A 21,906-nucleotide genomic window follows, 5' to 3' on the forward strand; every position below is an offset into this window, starting at 1 on the left:
TGGTTTTGCTTTTTAAAAAGAAGGTTAAATAAAAGGCAAAGGTGGTGGAAACATGTCCTTGAATACAGAGGTTGCCATTATAGGCGGAGGGATTGGCGGTTTAACGCTGGGACTGAAGCTGGCTCAAGCCAATATTAATGTCACCGTTCTGGAAAAGCTGGATGCCCCCTCTTCCGTTTATAAGGGAGAACTCCTGCAGCCAAAGAGCTTGAAAATTTTTAAGGGGCTGGGTGCTTTGGATGAAATCCTTGATAACGGCTTTTCTTTTTCCCGAATAGCTTTTGAAGAAGGGGAAAAAGAGTTTGCCATGGATTACAGCATCCTCCCGGGAAATTATGATTACTCGCTTATGATCGAGCATGAAAGGCTGAAAGGAATCCTTCTGAATCAGGCGCTTCCATATTCAAACTTTCATTATCTGTCAGGGTCCCTGGCAAAAGGGTATGACAATGGCGAATTAATGGTTGAGCGGAAGGATGTAAAGGAACAGCTGACAGTGAGGGCTGATTTTTATATAGGCGCTGAAGGAAGGAATTCCATTACCAGAAAAGAAATGAACAGCAAAATTAAAAAGATTGAGTACAACCATCAATTTTTAACGGTCACCTTCCCCCGGCCCCAATCTTTGGAGGAAGGAAAAATCATTTCTAGAGATGAGCGGTTCCTCGGATTATTTCCGCTGCCGGATGCGAAAGTGCGATCTGTTTACTTAATTCCTGAGGGCACGTATAAGGAGCATCTCAAAAAAGGAATTCACTATTTCCATAAAAATTATGTAGAGCTTTTTCCTGAATTGGAAGGGTATGTGACCAGGCTGAAAAACTGGAAGGATATCCAGCTGATGATCCCAACAGCTTTTTATGCTGATAAATATTTGGATGGAAGACTCGCGATATTGGGCGATGCGGCCCATACGGTCCACCCGATGGCAGGGGAAGGCATGAATATGGCGATTCAGGATGCGGATGTGCTGGGGGAATTGCTTGCAGAGATGTATGCGAGCGGAAGAATTTCGCCGGACAAGCTTAAATGGTATGAAAAAGTCCGGAAGCCACGCGCTGAAAACATGATCAGCCTAAGCCATTTATCCGCCATAGCTTATTCCTATTCGAATCGGGTTATTACAGGAATACGCCGCAAAGGCCTAAAGCAGATCGAAAGAGACAAAACCCTGCAATATAAGCAAATGCTGAATGTTTCAGGTCTTGGATATTGGTCAGAGAGCCTTTGGGACCGATTGATTCAGGCAGGAATGCTGCCGGCAAGAAAAACAGAATTATCAGCTGCCGATAAAAGCCATTATTTTTATACAGAACAAGAAGACTATCCCTGGAAGAAGGTTGAACAGCCATGATAAATGAATATGTGAGATTACTAAAAGCACGAAACTGGATGAAAAAGAACCAGCCCTTTTTATACAGCTGGCATGCATATGTTGGATTTGAGCTGGACCTTTTTTCACAGTTCCGCAGCTGGAGAACGGTAAAAGAAGTGGCCTCAAGCAGAAATCTTCAGGAGGAGCTGCTTTTAAGATGGGTGGAGGTGGGACTTGCGATCCGCCATTTGAAAAAGAAAGGCAAGGATAAAATCAAGACAGCATCTAAATTCAGCCTTCCGTCCACGCCGAAAAATCCCCGATCCACAGGAATCATCCTGAAGGAAATGATGGAATTGCATATCCCGACTTTACTCTCTTATCCAGAACTGCTCCGTTCCAATACGAAAAATACTTTTGACCATGAAGAACATGGACCAACCGTTGCGAGAACTTCATCACTGCTTGAACAGCTTGCACTGCCGCGGCTTATGAAAACCATTAAGAAAAACAAAATGGAAAGAATCATCGACATTGGCTGCGGGGAAGGCGGCTATTTAAGCAGAATCAGCCAGAAGTTCCCCCATGCAAAACTGGCGGGAATTGAAATTAATGAAGACGTCGCAGAATCTGCCCGAACCAATTGCAAAGACATTCCCAACATTAATATTGTGACAGCAGATGTTCATGAATACTCACCTGATCATCAGGCTGATTTAATTATGGTCAACAACCTGCTGCACTATATCCAGCCGGAGGATCGCAAACAGCTGCTGTCCCGATTGAAAAGCTGGCTTAGCCGGAAAGGATCCATTACGATTATCACACCCATTCTTCATTCAAAAAAAGGCGAGGAGTTTTCAAGTGTGTTTAACAGCTTCTTTTCTGCTTTTGAAAATCTTTATCCAACCCCGACTGAGGAGGATATCCACCAGCTTGCGAAAGAGCTGAAGCTGAAAGTGAAAACCTTCAAGCCTGTTGTCACGGAAGGCGGCTGGTATTTTATCCAGCTGTCCAACCGATAATTCAAAGCAAGCCCGTTTAATGGTAGAATGGTGTTAACTTGACTGAAATGGTGATTGAAATGAGAACTAATAAATATCTAGTGATTTATGAGGAGCTTGCCCAGCAAATTCAGGAAGGCAAGTATCCCGCCAGATCCATTCTGCCATCTGAACATGAATTGACAGAGATGTATTCCACTTCAAGGGAAACCATCCGAAAGGCCTTGAATTTGCTTGCACAAAACGGGTTTATTCAGAAAATCCGCGGGAAAGGCTCGATGGTTCTTGATTTAAAAAAGCTGCAGTTTCCCATCTCGGGTCTGGTCAGCTTTAAAGAGCTGGCCGGGAAGATGGGGCAGCGTGCGGAAACGATTGTGGACGAATTTTCGCTTATTCAGCCTGACGCAGAAAAGATGAAGCATCTCCATATTGATAAAGATGAAAAGGTCTGGAAAGTCTATCGGGTCCGGAAAATTGAAGATGAGCGGATCATTTTGGACAAGGATTTTTTAGTTGAAAAATATGTCCCGGGCTTAACGAAGGACATATGCCAGAGCTCTATTTTTGCCTACATTGAGGGCGATCTCGGCAAAAAAATAAGCTTTGCCAAAAAAGAATTTACAGTGGAAGAACCGACTGCTGAAGACCGCAGGCTTCTGGATATGGAAGGATTCCATGCCATTGTCGTGGTCAAAAATTATATTTATTTTGACGATGCCACCCTTTTTCAGTACACAGAATCCAGGCACAGGCCGGACAAGTTCAGGTTTGTTGATTTTGCGAGAAGAATGGACAGCGGAGTGTAACATGCTTTTTTACGTTTAAGATTGTTCATTCAGGGAAATCTCCTTATGTGAAGATTTTTAAAAGGAGATGGTATAGATGAGTAAAAAAATCGCATGCTTAATTACCGAGATGTTCGAGGATAGTGAATACACGGAACCTGCTAAAGGCTTCAAAGAAGCAGGACATGAAGTGGTTACAATTGAAAAGGAACAAGGTAAATCCGTTAAAGGCAAACAGGGTGAAGCCACTGTTCAAATAGATCAGAGCATTGATAACGTAAATCCGCAGGACTTTGATGCCCTGTTCCTGCCAGGCGGTTTCTCACCGGATCAGCTTCGTGCCGATGATCGATTCGTCCAATTTGCCAAATCATTCATGGATGAAAAGAAACCTGTCTTCGCGATCTGCCACGGACCGCAGCTGCTGCTGACAGCCAAGACTCTAGAAGGCCGCGATGCAACCGGCTACAAATCTATCCAGGTTGACATGGAATACGCAGGAGCCAAATTCCAGGACTCAGAAGTCGTCGTCTGCCAAAACCAGCTCGTCACAAGCAGACAGCCGGAAGATATTCCCGCATTCACACGTGAATCGCTTAAATTGTTAGGATAATGAAAATTACTTACCCTCTGCCTGACTGGCAGGGGGTTTTTTATATTTTATTAATGATTTTTTAAGGGATTATCCATCAGGGCTTTGATTTCCTAAATTCCTTATTAATATCGTGCTGATTGTAGCGGAAGGGGCTCGACTCCTGCGGGAGCAGCGGGAAACGGGAGACCCCGCAGACGCATAGCGTCGAGGAGGCTCCCGGGCCGCCCGCGGAAAGCGAGACCCTGCAGCGGAAATCAGCACCCAGGTCAACAGCCGTAAAACTATGTAATAGGTATAATCAAAACCGATCAAAAAAGCAGCCATCAAAAGGCTGCTCCCAAGTTATTTATTCTTTCTCAAATTCCCAAGCTCCTCAACCAAAGCCTGCATTTCATTCGGACTAAACGAATCCTTTTTCATGACAAGATCATAAATATCCTTCAATTCCTCATACATTTCCTCGTCAAAATGTGAAGGCTTAATAGCACCTAAATTCAAAACCTTTAGCTTCTCCTTAATAGCCTCAATCATAAATTCCACATTCTCAACCGACTTCTCCGATAAATTATTCATTACAGACACCCTCTCATAGCTATGTATTAGGACGAACACACTTTTCTTATCATCTTTCCACGATATCAGCAAAATGTCAACTTAAATTAGACTTGCATGTACCAAGGAAATTAGTAGAAAATAAAGGAGAAGTTGTACAAATTACATAAGATAATACAGGAAAAGGACGAGTAAGGTTTCATTAAACGAAAAAAAGGGAAAAATTGAATAAAATTTTCTTATAATAATTTTACTAAAGGAGAATAAAATATGGGGAAATCATTGTTTTGGAAAGGTGTACTATATGGAGCACTTGCAGGCGGTGCGCTAAGCCTTCTTGACAAATCCACAAGGGAAACCGTTTTTGATAATTGCCGGAAAACATCCAGCAATGTCGGCTATTATTTAAAACACCCAAGTGAAGCCGTGAATCAGGTGAAGGATGTTTCCAATAAGGTCAAAACCGCTATTGACCAGGTTAGTGAAGACGTCGCTTTTATTACTGGTACTGTGGAAGAAATAAGAGAAATGGCACCGGAAGTAACACAGATTGTTCAGAACACAAAACAGGCTTTTTCCGATATAAAGCCGAAGGGATCAGGTGAACTGCCGGAACAACCGGCTGACGATTCGGTTCAGGTTCCGCATTAATAACAAGTGAGGTGTTGGAATGGGACGAACTTTTTCGGCTCTGATTCCAAACTTATGGAAAAGAGTAGAAGAAGATGATGTCTTTGGACTTGCTGCCCAATTGGCTTATTTCTTTCTTCTCTCTCTTTTTCCTCTGCTGATTTTTCTGGTCACCCTCGTGCCTTATTTGCCGATTACACAGCAGGATATTTTAAATGTTGTCCGTGATTTTGCGCCGGGAGAGACCATGAAGCTCATTGAAACCAATATCTATGAAATTACGCAGCGAAATGGAAAGCTGCTTTCCTTCGGGATCATCGCGACGCTCTGGTCGGCTTCAAATGGAATCAATGCCGTGGTGAAGGCTTTTAATAAGGCGTATGACGTAAAGGAAACCCGGCATTTTATCCTTGCACGCGGGATGGCGATCCTGCTTACGTTTGCGATGATTTTTGTGTTTGTACTGGCCCTGCTTCTTCCTGTTTTTGGAAGACAGATTGGCTTGTTTATTTCTTCAGAATTTGGTTTGTCAGGCCAATTTCTGGCGATATGGAATATGATTCGCTGGTTAGTGAGTCCTTTCATCCTTTTTGTGGTGTTTACAGGGTTATACTGGATTGCCCCCAATAAAAAATTAACCTGTATAAGCGCTGTGCCTGGTGCCATTTTCGCAACAGTCGGCTGGGTGCTGTCCTCGCTTGCTTTTTCATACTATGTCAGCAGCTTCGGCAATTTCTCCGCGACCTATGGAAGCATTGGAGCTATTATCGTGCTTATGATCTGGTTTTACATATCCGGCATTATTATCATTTTGGGCGGCGAAATCAATGCCATCAGTTCGAAGATCAATAAAGAGGATTGCTGATAAAAGTTTCCTTCTTAAAAAGTCCCTCTTCGTTACACACTAGTAATGGGGGAAAATGAATACATTGGAGGGGACCGATATGACAAAGCACACGAAAAAAGACGGCGGCACTAAGCAAAAAGGCAAAAACAAACCAAAACAAAAAACATCCGGTTCTGCTAACGGGCAGAACGGCTATCATTAATTAGAAAAGCGGAAGCGCCTTCGGAACAAGCCAAAAACGCTTGTTCCTGCGAAGAACATCCAAGGAAGCTTTCCCTTGGTGCTCACCCCCGACACCTTGAGGGGGCAGGCTGCTTGCGCCAGACATAAAAAAGCCTGGGAATCTGAATTCCCAGGCTTTCCTTATGATCTCAACAGCCTCAAGCTGTTTAAAATAACCAAAATGGTTGATCCTTCATGGCCGATAACTCCATAAGGAAGGTCAAGCAGCTGCAGGAAGTTGGATGCAATCAAAAACATAATCACCGTGATGGAGAAGATGACATTTTGTTTGATGATGGTATTCATGCGCCTTGAAAGTTCGATGGCTTCCGCAATTTTCGGCAAGTCATTTTTCATTAAAACCACATCAGCCGTTTCAAGCGCTACATCCGTTCCTTCGCCCATAGCGATTCCGACATTGGCAGTGGCAAGGGCAGGGGCATCGTTAATTCCGTCACCAACCATGGCGACATTGCTGTATGTTTCCTTCAGCTTTTTCAAATGCTCGACTTTGTTTTCAGGCAGGCATTCGGCAATATGCTCATTGACATGGCTTTCGCCCGCAATTGCAGCTGCTGTTGTCTGGCTATCACCTGTCAGCATGATCGTGTAGATTCCCTGTTTCTTTAAAAGGTCAATGGCCTGTTTGGTTTCCTGCCGGACAACATCCTTCAGGGAAAGGAGGCCGATGATTTCATTGTTTTTCTTGACAAATACAACCGTCTTTCCTTCGCTTGCCATGCGGTCGGCAGCTCCGTCTGCAAATGCCATGGCTTCTGTTTTACCGACAAAAGAGGATTTGCCGATTTTCCATTCATCATGATCAACCTTCGCTTTGACCCCAAATCCGGTAACATCTTCAATGCTCTCCGGGTGGATAAGGGACTCTGTAAGTGTGCTCTTGGCATATTTGACAATGGCATTAGCCAGCGGGTGGTTTGAATGACTTTCAATAGATGCGACCTTTAGAAGCAGTTCTTCCCTGGAAAGCCCATCCTTGACTACTACATCGGTTACTTCCGGTTTTCCTTTTGTCAGTGTGCCGGTTTTGTCAAAGGCAATCGCCTTAAGATGGCTCAGGTTTTCGAGGTGCACACCGCCTTTAAAAAGGATGCCGTGTCTCGCTCCATTCGAAATGGCTGACAAAGTCGCAGGCATGATGGATGCGACCAGGGCACAAGGTGATGCTACAACAAGAAGAATCATGGCCCGGTAAAAAGTTTCAGTCCAGCTCCATCCTAACAGAAAGTGTGGAGCAAACATCATCAGAACAACAACAGCCAAAACAATTTTGACATAGGTGCCTTCAAATTTTTCAATGAAAAGCTGTGAAGGTGATTTCTCGCTTTGAGCTGATTGCACAAGCTCAATAATTTTTTGAAAAAGGGTTTCGTTATTCGGTTTTGTGATTTCAACCGTAATCGATCCGTTCAAATTCACAGTGCCGGCAAATACCTGGTCATCCGCCCCTTTTGAAACAGGCAGGGACTCACCCGTAATAGCAGCTTCGTCCAGAGATGAATGGCCTTTTACGATGGTTCCATCAGAGGGAACCCGCTCACCCGGCTTTACAAGGATAAAGTCCCCAATTTCCAGCTCGGAAACATGGACACGCTCCTCGGAACCGTCTGTGATCCTCAGGGCTTCTTCAGGCTGGAGCTCCATGAGGGAAGAGATTTCCTTATGGCTTTTGTTCATGGTGTAGGTTTCCAAAGCACCGCTGACTGCGAAAATAAATATCAGGATTGCGCCTTCTGTCCAATAGCCGATAATTGCTGAGCCGATTGCAGCGAAAATCATCAGCATTTCAACATTCAATTCTTTATTCTCAATGGTTTCTTCGATGCCTTCTTTCGCTTTCGCAAAACCGCCGATTATGAAAGCCAGCAGGTAAGCGGCAATCGATGGGGTTTCCATTCCGCTTCGGTCTAACAGCCAGCCTGCCAGAATCAATACACCGCTCAGAAGTGCGGCAATTAATTCAGCATGGGGTCTGATTTTTTCTAAAAGATTTTCTTCAGATCGATTGCTGCTTTTAAGCAGAGCCTTTGCCTCCATACTCATCGTTTGTCCTCCTAAAATGGTTTTAATGTTTTTCAGTTGTCTTATTGAGAAGAATAATCACATTCAATACCCCTAAAAAACGACGAAAGCTGCCACCAGATAGGTGACAGCGTTAAAATCAGTAATGCAGCTTGCACTATGCAATTATGGTAATCTATTACACTTATATTACTATATAGCCTATGAAAAGAAAAGTTAAACGGTCTTTAAAAATGAATAAAATTAATTTTAGGTTACGAATTCTACCCGTTGCTTTCCGCTGCGGATACTTGCTTTCCGCGGGGAGGAACAGAGCTCCTCGGCTTCGCCTGCGGGGTCTCCCGCTCCCTCTCCTCCCGCAGGACATTGGATAAGCTTCCTTGAATGATCACCGCACGAAGAAAATGCGTCAGCATTTTCGAGGATCAAGTACCCTCCCGCTCCAATCAACTCAGTAATTTAAACTTAATTTGCATTTGCAAGCTCAAACAAATATTAATCTTTTGAAGCTCCAACTATTACGAAGCTTAGAAAGACTGGCTTTTCTCCAATACTTGCTGTTTATTTCCAAACAATGTGACGGCACCAAAGATTATCAGCAGCATCACACTGATAATATTGAAAAAGCTGATCGTCTCGAATAATTCAATGAAAAGGCCGCCGAAGTAGGGGCCAATCAGGCTTCCGATGCTGAAGGCTACGCCGCAAAGCAGGTTGCCTGTTGGAAGCAGGTTCTTTGGCATTAAGTCTGCCATATACGTAATGCCGAGTGAAAAGGTTGATCCGACGGCCATGCCTGCTATGAATAGGCAAATGGTCAGTGCAAGCACGATTTCCTCAAGCAGGCTTGCAGCGACAAAGCTGATAAACCCGATAAAAAGAACACTCATTAAAACCTGGCGTCTTCCAAATTTATCACTCATGATGCCTAAAGGAAGCTGGAATAGGATGCCCCCGATCGCAAATGAAGTCAGCAGCAGGGAAACACTTGAAACTTCGAGCCCGATGCGCAGGCCATAGATGGGAAAGCTTCCGTTCAATGAAGCTTCAAGAAACCCGTATCCCATTGCCGGCAGGAAGGCAACCCAGCCATATTTTGTGGCTTTTGAAAAACGCTTCATTGTTTCTCTGAATGAATTAATTTCTATGGACTGTTCAGGGAAATCATTTTTCAATGAGAATAAAAACAGCCAGGCAATCAGACATAGAATAGAAGAAATGACAAACGGCATGGTTTCATTGATTTTGACAAGCGGTGCCATTAATGGACCTACTGCAAATCCAACTCCGAAGAAAAGTCCGTACAGGGAGATATTCCGTCCGCGTCTGTTTTCCGGGGAAAAGGATGTGATCCATGTCTGCGTTCCAAAATGCAGGGCATGGTCGCCGATGCCGATAAGAAGCCGCAGTATGAACCAGAACCAAAACGATTTCCACAGCGGAAAAAGCATGAGAGATACAACCACTAATAATCCTCCAAGGATAATGACCGGCTTGTAGCCGTATTTTCGCAATGGGTATTCCATAAAAGGTGAAATGAGAAGGATACCAATATATAAACCTGTTGCATTTAAACCATTCAAGCTGGAGGAGATGCCGTCATTTTCGAAAATAATAGCAATTAACGGCAGCAGCATTCCCTGGCTGAAGCCTGAAATGGCCACAATGCTGATTAGAATCCAAAAACGCATTGTTTCTTTATTCATAAAAAAACCTCTTTTTCTGACGTGAAATATAAATGTCTCCTAAATGATGGTATCGGGAATAAGTTATCTTGGCAAGAGTAAGTTTATGGTCATAATAGTTTTGTTCGAAAGCAAAATAGTGTAATCTCTACTAATAATAAGATAAAAAGGGGCGAATACCATGGAATTTAAAATGAAGGAAGAAGCAGGCTTTTATGCCGATTTGCCATTCGGACGTCTGGAGGTGGCCGGGGATGAAGAGTATGGCTTCAGGCCGTACCAGCTGCTTGTCGCTTCGCTGGCTGTTTGCAGCGGCGGTGTTCTAAGAAAAATCATGAAAAAAATGCGCATGGAATTCGAGGATATCCAAATGAAAACCAGTGTAGAAAGAAATCCTGAAATCGCTGACCGTGTGGAAAAGGTGCAAATCCACTTCATTATTAAAGGAACGGATTTGAATGAGGCGAAACTCCACAAGGCATTGGAATTGACCAGAAAGAATTGTTCAATGGTGCGCTCAGTGGAAGGAAGCATTGAAATAGAAGAGACATTTGAACTTATTTAACACGCAGACAGGGAAGAGGATGCCTCTTTCCTGTTTTTTTAAAAGATAAGAAAAGTATATAATTTTTGAACGTCGATAACTGTCTAGCTCCACAAGGAACGCTTCGACAGCATCATCATCGCACGGCTAAAAGCGTTAGCTTTTAGGAGGAGCGCCTACCCCCTCGAGGTGTCGGGGGTGGGCAAGGCGCTTGCGCTTTTCTTATACAAGCGTACTTTTGTGAAAGGCGGGAGAATAATAGTATAATAATTCCTATACAAATAATAAGAATTTAAGTGAAACGAGGTGCCCCTCATTGAAATTCCAAGACTTAAAAACCCCCGAAGAAAGAATCAGGCTCATGGAAGAGCTCTCAAAAAAATTTTTATCAAGAGCAGCCAAAAACGATGAAGAAGGCCTTTTTCCGTTTGAAAATATGAAAGAACTAAAAGAATCCGGCTACACCTCCTTGACCGTCCCTAAACGATACGGGGGAAAAGAAATCTCCCTATCTGAATTTCTGCACCTCCAGGAAAAGATAGCGGAAGGTGATGGCTCCACCGCCCTGTCCATTGGATGGCATATGGGGATTATCAAAAGCCTTGGCGAGAAAAACAACTGGGAAGAAGCAGTATTTAAGAAGCTGTGTGAAGACGTCAAAAAGGGTGCCCTAATGAATAACTGTGCAACAGAACCGCAGACCGGCAGCCCTACAAGGGGAGGCAAGCCTGTTACCTCTGCACGAAAAGAGGAGGATTCCTGGATCATTAATGGCCGGAAAAGCTTCACAACCATGGCTCCCGTGCTGGATTACTTCAATGTGAGCGCCACGATTGAAGAGAGTGGAGAGATTGGGAACTTTTTAATTCCGGGAAATTCTACAGGTCTGGAGATTGAGGAAACGTGGGACAGTATTGCTATGAGAGGAACAGGAAGCCATGACCTTCTTATAAAAGATGTAAGGGTAAAGGAAGAGGCCCTTGTTGAGCTGTTTCAGCCCGGGAAAAAAGGCGCTGCCGGCTGGCTTCTCCACATTCCGGCCTGTTATTTGGGCATTGCACAGGCTGCTCAGGATTATGCGATTACCTTTGCGAAAGACTACTCCCCGAACAGCATAAAGGGTGCCATCATTGATTTGCCCAATGTTCAGCAAAAAATTGGAGAGATGGAATTTGAACTCATGAGAGCACGCTATTTCCTTTATTCAGTTGCAGATAAATGGGATGAAGCAAACGATGAAACGAGAAGCGGGATGCAGCCTGAATTGGGAGCGGTCAAGCTGGCTGTAACGAACGCGGCCATTACAGTAGTCGATTTGGCCATGCGGGTAGCAGGTGCCCGCAGTTTATCAGTAAAAAATCCGCTGCAGCGCTATTACAGGGATGTACGTGCCGGGCTGCATAACCCGCCAATGGATGATATGACAATTCAGGCATTAGCAAAAAATGCGATAAAGTAACGAGGAAAGCTGCTGTTTTAGACGGCAGCTTTTTTATATGCCATTTGTGGCAAGTTTGACTTCTTTCAAAATCGGCTAAAGAGAAAGTACCTTTTACATAAAGTGACTGCATATAATCACATAGGCAGGAATGTGCAGGCAATACTAAAAAATATTATAAAACGTAAGGAGTTAAAGATATGACAAATAAAGTGTTTATGGTATTGGCGTTTGCGGGTGTTCCGCTGTCTGTCATCGGAACATTGATGCACTGGTCCAATATCTTGCTGTTTGTGATATACTGCATCACAATTATCGCATTAGCCAGCTATATGGGAAGGGCGACAGAAAGCCTTGCCGTAGTAGCGGGTCCCCGAATTGGCGGATTACTGAATGCCACCTTTGGAAATGCAGTTGAACTTATCATTTCGATTTTCGCTTTAAAGGCCGGCCTGATAAGTGTTGTGCTTGCATCACTGACAGGATCCGTATTGGGGAATTTACTTTTAGTGGCAGGACTATCATTTTTCGTTGGAGGAGTAAAATACAAGACCCAGTCCTTTAATGTCTTTGATGCACGCCACAATTCAGGACTTCTGATGTTTGCGGTCATTGTGGCTTTTGTAATCCCGGAGGTTTTTTCCATGACCATGGATGAAGCTGAAACGATTACGTTCAGCATCGGCATTTCTGTCATTTTAATCGCTCTGTATTTAGCGGCTTTGTTCTTCAAATTGGTCACCCACCGGGGCGTCTATCAATCAAAAGAGGAGAGCAAAAGCTCTCATGAGGAGGAAACCCCCGAATGGAGCAAAGGGAAGGCCATTGCGGTGCTTGCCATTTCGACCATTGCCGTTGCCTATGTATCAGAGAATCTGGTGCATACCTTCGAAACAGTCGGAGAAGCGTTTGGCTGGACAGAGCTGTTTATTGGGGTAGTGATAGTGGCCATCGTCGGAAATGCGGCAGAGCATGCTTCTGCCATCATTATGGCTTATAAAAATAAAATGGACATTGCTGTTGAAATTGCCGTTGGTTCCACACTTCAGGTGGCGATGTTCGTAGCGCCAGTCCTTGTACTGCTTTCGCTGCTCTTCCCAACAGCCATGCCGCTTGTTTTTACATTACCTGAGCTGATTGCCATGGTGACGGCCGTTCTGCTGATGATTGTCATTGGCAATGACGGGGAAACCAACTGGTTTGAAGGAGCCACTCTCCTGGCAGCTTACGTAATCATGGGAATAGGATTTTATCTTTTATAGCACATAGAAAACCGGCTCTGAAAATTCTCAGAGCCGGTTATTTATATGGGTATTTAAGTACTTTTCTTAAAGGATTATGTTTTTTCAGAGAATGGTTCTGTTCGCTTTCTGTCATTGATCACCAACCTTCATGCTGATTTTTGATCATTAACCTGACTTGCAGATGACTTAACAAAAAAACGATTCTCCTCCTTTTACATAGTAGTGGGGTTGATTTCCACTGCCCTCCTTTAATTTAGTAATCTCATTATAACCCTTTATTTGATATTTGTAAATATTCTGATTTTTACAATTTTGTTACAAAACAATCGAAACAAAGCTTATTTTGCATGGGAGGGATAATATCCCCTTTCTCCGAAAAAACTAATATCAACCTAAAAAGATTGTGACTTGAAAGGAGAAAGACATCATGAAAAAATACGTAAGCATTCTTTTTTTAGGTCTTATACTATTGCTGTCATTCCATCCGGCCGCAGAAGCGCAGAAAGGGTCTGAAAAGCCGGCAAAACAGCCAGCGAAAGCAATCACTATCCCTAATTCGGTGCTGAATGTAACGAAGGAAAATACGTATCCGAACCCTGCGCAGGATATGCCGACGCTGCAGCCGAGCGAATTAACCCAGCAGCTCATTGATTCATCGAAGGTTACGATCGAAAATCCGGATCTCATCCGGATGCTGAATGAAACCTCGGTCAGCAGCACTCCGTTCGCACTTGGCTATAGAGCGATCGTCTATCTCGGTCAATGGCCGTTAAATTATGAGTCTGCGGAAACCTCTCCAAATTGGGAATATCAGCGGATAAACACGAATTATTTCGATAACCGGGGCGGCAAGGCGCCTTACCAGATTCATTATGTGCAGGAAGCCCAGAAGGTTGTACGCGGGGGTCTGACTGCCAAAGTTCCCAATGCCGAGGATGTTAAAAAGATGATGCTCCTCAAGGCCATGGAGAAATCAGGTCTGCCTCTTGCTTTTGAAACGATTATAGGCGCAGGCACCAAAAAGGATCATATCTATAATATTCCGCCTAAAAGATTAGGGTATCTATACGGCTATGCTCCTGCCATCAATGAAAAGGGGAAAGTCACGTATGGAGAAGTGTACTTGATGCTGAAAGGCAGCAAAAAAATGATCGTCATAAAAAATGTCACTTCACAGGGAATAGGTGCCTGGATTCCGATTCAGGATCATGTGACATTCGGGTTTGTTGTTTCGGAAAGACCAAGATAAAAGGAAAAGCGGAAGCGCCTTCGGAACAAGCCAAAATCGCTTGTTCCTGCGAAGATCATCCAAGGAAGCTTTCCTTGGTGCCCACCCCCAACACCTCTAGGGGGTAGGCGCTCCTCCTAAAAGCTAAAGCTTTTAGCCGTGCGATGATGATGCTGTCGAAGCGTTCCTTGTGGAGCTAGACAGTTATCCACGTTCAAAATTTTATATTTTTTTGTAAGAAAGCCAGCCCAAAATTCGGGCTGGCTGATTTTTTTAGATATTCGAGCGTCGCGTCTTAAAATTTGTTTCTTTATAATAGCTGTTCTTCACAAGAACGTTAGGGCCAAGGCATTTTACACCGGCACAATGACAGTTCAGGGAATCGGCGAGTTCCGTTCTGCTCCATTTCTGATAAATATCCTCAAGCTGATCTGTCTGGATATTCCCGAGCGGCGGTGTATCACCAAAGTCAGTGACAATGACATCACCCGTGAAAATATTAACATTAAGACGTGATCTTCCGTCAGGATCATTTCGGACCGTCACATTTTTGGATGAGTGCAGTCTTCTTAGAAGCTCCAGGTCTTCCTTCTCGCTGCTGCAGGCATAAAAGGGCAGAGTGCCAAACAGCATCCAGGTATCCTCGTTCCTTACATCGAGAAGATGATGGATGGCTGATCTCATTTCTCCAAGAGTTAACGTTTCTAATGAGGAGGCGAAGTCTGAGGGGTACATAGGATGCACCTCATGGCGCTGACAGTTCATTTCTTCCGTAATCTGTTTATGGATTTTCTCAAGATAAGGCAATGTCCGTTTATTAAGCATGGTTTCAGCGGAAACCATTACCCCGGCTTTTACGAGCTCCCTGCTGTTTTCAATTATCCTGTAAAAAAGACGCTGACGCTGCTCTATTGTCGGCTTTCGTTCCATCATTGCAAAGCCGCCTTCAATAAAGTCCTCTTCCGTTCCCCAGTTATGAGATATATGTAGGACATCCAAATAAGGAATAATTTCTTCGTAACGGGCTAACTCCAGCGTCAGATTTGAATTAATCTGTGTTCTGACCCCTCTTTCGTGTGCATAGCGCAGCAGCGGCGCAACATAATTTTCAACCGATTTTTTGGAAAGCATCGGCTCCCCGCCTGTTATGCTCAGCGATCTTAACAGGGGAATCTCATCCAGCCTTTTCAGAAGCAAATTGATTGGCAGTGCGTCAGGATCTTTCGGCTGAAGGGTATAGCCGACAGCACAGTGTTCGCAGCGCATATTGCATAATACCGTTGTGGTAAATTCAATATTTGAAAGCACCATTTTTCCGTGCTGATCGATGTCGGAATAAGCTTCCCATGGATCATATTCCGGTGTGATGGGTGAAAGTTGTGTTTTCATATGCAGCTCCTTAAAAAATCTAAGTCCTTTGTCATTATTTAATCTTTGGAATCTATTGTCAATCGATAGTTTGGACTAAAAATGACATAATAACGTTTAATTTCTCCTCCTGCGGGAATTAACTCAATATCAAACGAGAAATACTTTCTAAATAAAGAGGAGGATCTGAACATGGAACAGAATAACACTTATAATACGACAAACACAACAACTGCTTTGAGGTCTGATTATGGTCAGGATATGGACATGAATTATGACAATGGACAAAACAGCAAGCTGATGAAAGGGATTGTGATTGGCGGTATTATTGGCGGAGCCTTAGCTATGCTTGATACCTCAACAAGAACGAAAGTGAAAACGAAAGCGATGGATCTTAAGGATTCTTCAGCAAATCTGATTTCAGAAGTAAGGGAAAATCCAGGCGATGTAAAGGAAAACATGATTAACCAATTCAAGAGTGCTTCCAATACCCTGAAAGATGCCATTAAAGACGCCCAGAGTTTATATCAGCGCGTCAATGAAGATGTTTTCGGCAATATGGATGTGGTAAAGGAAGTGTCAACCGACGCAATGTCAACAGCGAAGGATGCGAAAAGCGAGCTGGCTGATATCGGTTCAAAAGTGAAAGAGGCTGGCTCAGAATTAATGGAAAGCCCTGTTGAAAACAGTGGAACTTCCACAGGCTCAAACTATCAAGGTACAGGCGCAGTGAGCAGCACAAATACTGCTTTTCCGGCAGAGCGCGGTGAAAGTGCAGTTACCTACAGCCCTGAGACTCAAAAAAACAGCAATAACCTTTAATGAATGATATTAAAAATCCTCTGCTCTTATGAGTGGAGGATTTTTTGTCGTTTTTTTTCCTAATGATGGTTGTTTTATATTTTCAAGGAGGGGGTAACCCTTAATTATAGGTACAGGACAATTTTTGGAGGTTACATTATGGGTTATAGACGAGGGAAATCATTATCAAACGATATGGAAAAACAATCACACGAAAGAGAAACAGCTGTTGGTACTGCGGGGATGGTCGTGAGTCCTCACTCAGTTGCCACAGATATTGGTGAAAAAATATTGCGGGAGGGCGGCAATGCAGTAGATGCTGCTGCAGCCATCCAGTTTGCTTTAAATGTTGTAGAACCGATGATGACAGGCATTGGCGGAAGCGGCTTTTTAATGGTCTATGATAATAAGAAGAAAGATGTCAAAATATATGATGGCCACACACGGGCGCCAAAAGGCGTGCATCCGGAGATGTTTCTTGATGACAACGGGGAAGTAATCGATTTCCGCAAACGCTCTACCCATGGGTCAGCAGTGGGCATTCCGGGTATTTTAAAGGCTTTGGATACAGCTCTTGAGGAGCACGGATCCAAGCCGTTAGCCGATCTGATCCAGCCGGCAATCGAAGCTGCTGAGAGCGGTGTGGAAGTGAACTGGGTAATGGAGGAAGCTCTTCAGAACTTTCATTACAGACTTGGAGAAGAGGCTAAAGCATTTTATTTCCCTGAAGGCAAAACCTTGAAGGAGGGTGACAGGTTAGTTAAGGATCATTTAGCCCAGACATTCCGGATCCTGCAAAAAGAGGGGATTTCTTCTTTTTATGAAGGGGAAATTGCCCAAGCAATTGTAAAAAGTCTTGAAGAAGAAGGCGGCTTTATGACGCTTGAGGACCTGAAGAATTACCGTCTTACAATTGATGAACCGATATGGGGCGAATATAAAGGCTATAAGATTGCTTCGTCCGCTCCTCCGAGTGCAGGCGGTGTAACCGTGATTCAAATATTGAAGATCCTTGAGAAGTTTGACTTAAGCCAATATGATCCAAAGTCCTGGGAGAAGTATTATCTGATTACGGAAGCCATGCGATTGGCGTTTGCTGATAAGGTTGCCTATTCAGGTGATCCGGAATTTTCAGATCTCCCGATTGAAGGGCTGCTGCATGATGTTTATATTGCTGAAAGGGTCAAAGCCATTAATTTTAAAAGAAGAAATGATGCCATCGATTTTGGGAACCCATGGAAATATCAAGAGGGCGAACCAAAGCAGATTATCCGCCAGCCGGATGATTTAGAGAAAAGTGAAACGACCCATTTCACAGTTGTTGACCAATGGGGCAATATTGCTGCATGTACATCAACCGTTGAGCACCCATTTGGGTCAGGTATTATGGTAAAGGGCTACGGATTTTTATTAAATAATGAGCTGACAGACTTTGATGCCAACCCTGGCGGCATCAATGAACCAAAACCGGACAAAAGGCCGGTCAGCTGTAAAAGTCCGACGATTTTGTTTAAGGATGATCAGCCAGTCCTAACCCTTGGTTCTCCAGGCGGCCCAACCATTATCGGCTCGGTTTTTCAGACGATCGTGAATGTTATTGATCATAACATGAATTTAAAGGAAGCGATTGAAGAGCCCCGGATCTTTGCCACAACAGGACCGCTTATTGAATGGGAGCCGGGCATCAGCATGGAATCCAAGGGAGAAATGGAGTCCATGGGGTATGAATTTGGAGATAAGCCAAGCCGGATCGGAAATGTTCAGGCCATCCAGATCGACCGGGAGAAAGGCCGTTTATATGGAGCGGCTGACTCCAGCCGTGAAGGGAAGGCAGCCGGAATTACAGAGGAGCAAATAAAGAGCTGATACCTTTTATGTAAAGTGTTCCGTTTTGAAGTGCTTTTTAAAAAAATGAACAGAATTGCAGTCCTTTGGACATCCAATATGGCATAAAAAAAGCAAAACTCGCCCCTAAATGGCGAGTTTTCTTTGTTATTAATTAGTCGTTCTTATTGAGCTAAAGCACCCTATAGTTTAAGTATAATTGTTCACAAACTCGTTTTTGAAGTGAATTAGACACTATATCATAATATAAGAATTATCCGCAATAGTTACACTACAAATTGGAATTTATCATCCTATTTGGATTTATTAGTTGCTCTTACTTCATCTCTAATCTTCTCTACTAACATTCCAATATTATCTCTATAATTTTCAAGCTGAGCTTCTAATGTCTCATATTTCGAACTAGCAACAACTTTTCGCCCATAATATATTGTAGCAATTTCCCATTCTAATTCACCAATCTTTTTATGAAGAAAATCAAATTCTTCTTTGTATTTTTTTAATTCAGGAGTAAGTTTCTTTTCCATAGTATTCACCTTTCTTTCAAATTGATAAATTCCTATTTATGAGTATAATTATCTTGCCGTTGAACATAATACAAGAAAATTTCTTGATTTCCGAATTTAAATCCCTCTTTTAGCTTAATAAAAAATTGATTGATTTTGTATAATTTTATACAACTTATTGTAAAGAAGGTTTCACATTGCTTTACTAACTTGCATCGTTTGTTTAATAAGCAATTCAACAAAAAATGCATTAATCCTTCTCGGACTAATGCAATCGTTAGCTGAACATAAGGCTGTTCTTACCAAAATACTACTTAACCTCCTTAGTAAACCCAGTATCTTCAATCCATTCAAAGACCTCATCCTCTAGTGCCTGAATTTGCTCATTTTCTTTTTCATCCTCTGAATCAAGGTAATAATCATTTATACTGGCAATAGCAGCTGAAAGGTTTTGTCTCTTTATCATAGCTTCTCTTATTTCAAAATCAGTTTCCTTCTCACTAAATTTATCCTGAATTCTTCCTAAATGATGCAAACCTTTATACAAAAAGTAAATTGACATTAATAACTTTCTTTTTTCTTCTTCCGTCATTTGATATAAATTTCAAGGAAATCACCTCTTTATAGTCATTCCCTAGGTTCATATAGGTCATAACCTTATTCAACTAACCTGCCCCGGTTGTTAAAAAAGAAAAAGCCACCTGACTTAGCAGTTGATCTTGAATATATGCACCTGTTAGCTGAATAAAATTTATTAACACTCACCTTGAAAAATGTAAGGTGTAGAGGATTTTAATAAGTCCCCTACTCCACCTGGATGGTAAGGCATTAACTTATTAGCAGTATTTATGTCTACCCATTTTATTTCTGCAATTTCGTTCTTATCTTTAATTGTAATTTCTCCGTCTATAACTTTTGCCCCAAATGTAATCATTAATCCGTGATGACCTTGTTTAGAAAAGAACGCTTCATTAACTGCAATAATACTTTTTATTTCAACTACTAAACCAGTTTCTTCTTTTGTTTCTCGGATAACTGCCTGCTCTAACGTTTCACCTTTTCCAACCGCCCCACCTGGTAGAGACCAAGTTGAATGTCGATTATTAACCATTAAAACCTTCTCTGTTATTTCGTCATAAATAAACGAATATACAACATCTACTCTCTTCACAATTAACTCCTCTTTCTATTAGTCAAATATATTCAACTAACCTGACCCTTTTGTTTAATAAGAACTGTATTTGTGCCAGGTGGTAGTCGAGACTGTATTGTTAATGTAATAATTCTCTAAAATAGTTTCTAATAAATCTCAACAAAATTCCATCAGAACATATATTCGTGTATAATTCATTTATGACTATTAAGGGAGGGGTTCTTTTGAATTCAATTGACCTAATTATTTTAAACTTTAATGAAGTTCGAAGAAGAAGCGTTAATGTGTGGACATCAATTCCTGAAGAAAAATTAAAATGGAAGCCTGATGATGAAGCCATGAATTGCATAGAAATGATCAGGCATGTTCTGGAAAGCGAACATTATTATCACCTAGCACTTATAAATAGAGGAAGTCTTTCAGAGTTTATTTCACCTTTTAAAAATAGGCCTTTCACTAATGTAAACGCGGAATTGGAGTTTGCAAAACCATATCGCAATAATTTCATTGATACAATTAAGTCATTTTCTGAGGAAGATTTAACAAACATAAAGATAGACCGCTCTGATGCAGGATACATAAGAGACTTGGGGGATATGCTCCTCCGTATTGCCTACCACGAATCAATTCACACTGGTCAGCTTTTGGATTATTTAAGAACTGCAGGGGTACCCCGGATTCGAATCTGGGATTAAATTATAGTAAAGGTGCTTTCACTGTAGGGAAGTACCTTTTTATTTTGTATTAGTTCTTGAAAGACTACAAAGTGAGATAGCATTCAAGGGCTCTTCTTCCACAAACCTGCCCCGTTAGTTCAATATGAAAACAATATTACCAGCAGCCTAAAAGACATCGTAAATGACAGCTATTTTGGTACCACATTTTAATCGTACAATACGTATTGTCCATTATAAATTGTATTGCAAATTGCTATGTCAAAAACGGAAGAAATAGGCTAAAAACCTTAATAAACAAGGAAACTGACGTGTGTCAATTCACTCGTCAGTTTTAATGTCATTGACTCAATAAAGCACCCGAAACCGGTACCCTTTACCTTTTTTGGCATCAGCTTTTCTTTTGGCCAATATCACTAAGGGTGCTCATCGTGCTGGTTGAACTGCTCTTTTGAATGACTGACATACTGCCGTCAGTTTCAAACACAACTGCTTCAATTTCATCCATTGAGGCATGACCGGCAGAGCGCACTGCCTGCAGGACTTCTGATTGTAAAACCCTGTTCTCTTTTAAAGCCGATTCAACAAAATGACCCTTGTAATAGAGAAGTTCCGGACTGGCTTTTATGATCTTATTGAATTTGGCTGAATGAAGAGATAGCCAGGAAACGATATACTGCAGGCTGATCAAAAGAACATAAGCAGTCAGCCCCTCGGCAAGTGATACCTGTTTATTAAGGAATATAGTGGCAAGGGTAGAGCCGATGGCAACTGTCACCACTAAATCAAATGCATTCATTTTGGTTAAGGTTCTTTTTCCTGCTATCCTTAGGAATATAACCAGGAATATATAACTCATTGCCCCAATCGAGAGAACTCTCCATATGTCCTGCCAGCTGGAAAAAAGCATGGTTTGCCTCCCTTCTATATAGTGTCTATTCCTTTTAAAGAAAGACAGTAAACGGACGATTTTTTATTCATTTTCATGTTGCAGGGCAGCATTGACGGGTATATTAAGTAAAAATACTTATTTGCTGAAACAACAGATTTCATGTAGGATGTAATCGAGACGAAAGGAGAGAACGTTTTGGGCAGTCCGATTCAAGATAAAAATTCACAGGTTACTTTTCTAAAACAGCGCTTAAATATGTTCCTGGACGTACTGGAAGCTATTGAGCCGGAAGACACTGAAATCGAAGACATCGACCGTCTGATTGAAATGATCGATGACCTCGAATCCAAATGCCGTGAATTTAATAACCGCGATTAACAATAGGAGCCTGAGGGCTCTTTTTTTTGCGGAAAATTCCTTTTTCATCCTTCCTGTAAACGATTGCAACCTTTATCTTTAAATACACATCAGATAGGAGTATAATGGTAGACGATTAATAATTATAATTTTCATAAAAGATATAGCGATATAGGGA

At 42.3% G+C, this 21,906-nt stretch carries 22 protein-coding genes; 14 read left to right on the forward strand and 8 right to left on the reverse strand.

Features of this window, described 5'->3' with window-relative positions; genetic code table 11:
• The first annotated feature begins 52 nt into the window (after nt 1-52).
• The 4 genes from NAF01_RS05285 to NAF01_RS05300 all read left to right on the forward strand — a co-directional run bounded on the left by NAF01_RS05285 (nt 53) and on the right by NAF01_RS05300 (nt 3,717).
• Nucleotides 53-1,354, forward strand: coding sequence for an FAD-dependent monooxygenase (locus NAF01_RS05285; RefSeq protein WP_250801937.1), 1,302 nt, complete (start codon nt 53-55; stop codon nt 1,352-1,354).
• Entirely contained in the window at nt 1,351-2,340 is a 990-nt protein-coding gene (locus tag NAF01_RS05290) for a class I SAM-dependent methyltransferase (protein WP_095244407.1), read from the forward strand. The genes NAF01_RS05285 and NAF01_RS05290 overlap by 4 nt, the downstream gene beginning before the upstream one ends.
• A 59-nt stretch (nt 2,341-2,399) precedes the next feature.
• Nucleotides 2,400-3,125 carry a trehalose operon repressor gene (gene treR, locus NAF01_RS05295; RefSeq protein WP_250801938.1) on the forward strand — a complete coding sequence of 242 codons (726 nt, stop codon included), beginning with the start codon at nt 2,400-2,402 and terminating at the stop codon, nt 3,123-3,125.
• A gap of 76 nt (nt 3,126-3,201) precedes the next feature.
• The gene (locus NAF01_RS05300) at nt 3,202-3,717 is read left to right on the forward strand and encodes a type 1 glutamine amidotransferase domain-containing protein (protein ID WP_048010425.1); all 516 of its coding nucleotides are present in this window, start codon (nt 3,202-3,204) and stop codon (nt 3,715-3,717) included.
• Nucleotides 3,718-4,041: 324 nt separating this feature from the next.
• Here the strand turns inward: NAF01_RS05300 and NAF01_RS05305 are convergent, their stop codons facing one another.
• Nucleotides 4,042-4,272 (reverse strand): DUF1128 domain-containing protein, encoded by a 231-nt coding sequence (locus tag NAF01_RS05305; RefSeq protein ID WP_035326433.1) that lies wholly within the window; start codon nt 4,270-4,272, stop codon nt 4,042-4,044.
• Nucleotides 4,273-4,521: 249 nt separating this feature from the next.
• Here NAF01_RS05305 and NAF01_RS05310 point away from each other — a divergent pair, with 249 nt between their 5' ends.
• Both NAF01_RS05310 and NAF01_RS05315 read left to right on the forward strand, forming a co-directional pair.
• Nucleotides 4,522-4,902, forward strand: coding sequence for a YtxH domain-containing protein (locus NAF01_RS05310; protein ID WP_197214405.1), 381 nt, complete (start codon nt 4,522-4,524; stop codon nt 4,900-4,902).
• A gap of 19 nt (nt 4,903-4,921) precedes the next feature.
• Nucleotides 4,922-5,746, forward strand: a complete 825-nt coding sequence (locus NAF01_RS05315; RefSeq protein ID WP_048010423.1) for a YihY/virulence factor BrkB family protein — start codon at nt 4,922-4,924, stop codon at nt 5,744-5,746.
• A gap of 345 nt (nt 5,747-6,091) precedes the next feature.
• On the opposite strand, the gene NAF01_RS05320 is transcribed toward NAF01_RS05315, so the two are convergent.
• A complete protein-coding gene (locus NAF01_RS05320) occupies nt 6,092-8,014 on the reverse strand; it encodes a heavy metal translocating P-type ATPase (protein ID WP_250801939.1) in 1,923 nt (640 codons plus the stop codon).
• Between the two features lie 506 nt (nt 8,015-8,520).
• Nucleotides 8,521-9,699, reverse strand: coding sequence for an MFS transporter (locus NAF01_RS05325; RefSeq protein ID WP_250801940.1), 1,179 nt, complete (start codon nt 9,697-9,699; stop codon nt 8,521-8,523).
• A gap of 160 nt (nt 9,700-9,859) precedes the next feature.
• Here NAF01_RS05325 and NAF01_RS05330 point away from each other — a divergent pair, with 160 nt between their 5' ends.
• The 4 genes from NAF01_RS05330 (at nt 9,860) to NAF01_RS05345 (ending at nt 14,153) form a co-directional block, all read left to right on the forward strand.
• Nucleotides 9,860-10,243, forward strand: coding sequence for an OsmC family protein (locus NAF01_RS05330; RefSeq protein ID WP_163140195.1), 384 nt, complete (start codon nt 9,860-9,862; stop codon nt 10,241-10,243).
• 295 nt (nt 10,244-10,538) lie between these two features.
• Complete coding sequence (locus NAF01_RS05335; protein WP_048010419.1) at nt 10,539-11,681, forward strand: acyl-CoA dehydrogenase family protein; 1,143 nt, start codon at nt 10,539-10,541, stop codon at nt 11,679-11,681.
• Nucleotides 11,682-11,860: 179 nt separating this feature from the next.
• Nucleotides 11,861-12,922: a calcium/proton exchanger gene (gene cax, locus NAF01_RS05340; RefSeq protein WP_048010418.1), complete on the forward strand. Its 1,062-nt coding sequence runs from the start codon at nt 11,861-11,863 to the stop codon at nt 12,920-12,922.
• A gap of 409 nt (nt 12,923-13,331) precedes the next feature.
• Nucleotides 13,332-14,153 carry a YfkD famly protein gene (locus NAF01_RS05345; protein ID WP_048010417.1) on the forward strand — a complete coding sequence of 274 codons (822 nt, stop codon included), beginning with the start codon at nt 13,332-13,334 and terminating at the stop codon, nt 14,151-14,153.
• Between the two features lie 252 nt (nt 14,154-14,405).
• On the opposite strand, the gene yfkAB is transcribed toward NAF01_RS05345, so the two are convergent.
• The gene (gene yfkAB / locus NAF01_RS05350) at nt 14,406-15,521 is read right to left on the reverse strand and encodes a radical SAM/CxCxxxxC motif protein YfkAB (protein WP_434964679.1); all 1,116 of its coding nucleotides are present in this window, start codon (nt 15,519-15,521) and stop codon (nt 14,406-14,408) included.
• 171 nt (nt 15,522-15,692) lie between these two features.
• On the opposite strand from yfkAB, the gene NAF01_RS05355 reads away from it, so the two are divergent.
• Together NAF01_RS05355 and ggt are read left to right on the forward strand one after the other, a co-directional pair.
• The gene (locus NAF01_RS05355) at nt 15,693-16,322 is read left to right on the forward strand and encodes a hypothetical protein (RefSeq protein ID WP_197247421.1); all 630 of its coding nucleotides are present in this window, start codon (nt 15,693-15,695) and stop codon (nt 16,320-16,322) included.
• 138 nt (nt 16,323-16,460) lie between these two features.
• Nucleotides 16,461-18,167, forward strand: a complete 1,707-nt coding sequence (ggt, locus tag NAF01_RS05360) for a gamma-glutamyltransferase (RefSeq protein ID WP_250801941.1) — start codon at nt 16,461-16,463, stop codon at nt 18,165-18,167.
• Between the two features lie 272 nt (nt 18,168-18,439).
• Here ggt and NAF01_RS05365 read toward each other — a convergent pair whose 3' ends face one another.
• From NAF01_RS05365 to NAF01_RS05375, 3 genes are all read right to left on the reverse strand, one after another.
• A complete protein-coding gene (locus tag NAF01_RS05365) occupies nt 18,440-18,673 on the reverse strand; it encodes a hypothetical protein (RefSeq protein WP_250801942.1) in 234 nt (77 codons plus the stop codon).
• 289 nt (nt 18,674-18,962) lie between these two features.
• Nucleotides 18,963-19,244, reverse strand: coding sequence for a hypothetical protein (locus NAF01_RS05370; RefSeq protein WP_250801943.1), 282 nt, complete (start codon nt 19,242-19,244; stop codon nt 18,963-18,965).
• A gap of 162 nt (nt 19,245-19,406) precedes the next feature.
• Nucleotides 19,407-19,823, reverse strand: a complete 417-nt coding sequence (locus NAF01_RS05375) for an NUDIX hydrolase (RefSeq protein WP_197214413.1) — start codon at nt 19,821-19,823, stop codon at nt 19,407-19,409.
• 206 nt (nt 19,824-20,029) lie between these two features.
• On the opposite strand from NAF01_RS05375, the gene NAF01_RS05380 reads away from it, so the two are divergent.
• Nucleotides 20,030-20,500 carry a DinB family protein gene (locus NAF01_RS05380; protein ID WP_250801944.1) on the forward strand — a complete coding sequence of 157 codons (471 nt, stop codon included), beginning with the start codon at nt 20,030-20,032 and terminating at the stop codon, nt 20,498-20,500.
• A gap of 370 nt (nt 20,501-20,870) precedes the next feature.
• On the opposite strand, the gene NAF01_RS05385 is transcribed toward NAF01_RS05380, so the two are convergent.
• Complete coding sequence (locus tag NAF01_RS05385; RefSeq protein ID WP_250801945.1) at nt 20,871-21,389, reverse strand: DUF421 domain-containing protein; 519 nt, start codon at nt 21,387-21,389, stop codon at nt 20,871-20,873.
• A gap of 177 nt (nt 21,390-21,566) precedes the next feature.
• Here NAF01_RS05385 and NAF01_RS05390 point away from each other — a divergent pair, with 177 nt between their 5' ends.
• Nucleotides 21,567-21,749, forward strand: coding sequence for an SE1561 family protein (locus NAF01_RS05390; RefSeq protein WP_035326476.1), 183 nt, complete (start codon nt 21,567-21,569; stop codon nt 21,747-21,749).
• Nucleotides 21,750-21,906: the final 157 nt, after the last annotated feature.

This window comes from Cytobacillus firmus (genome assembly GCF_023657595.1).
Lineage (GTDB): Bacteria > Bacillota > Bacilli > Bacillales > Cytobacillaceae > Cytobacillus > Cytobacillus firmus_B.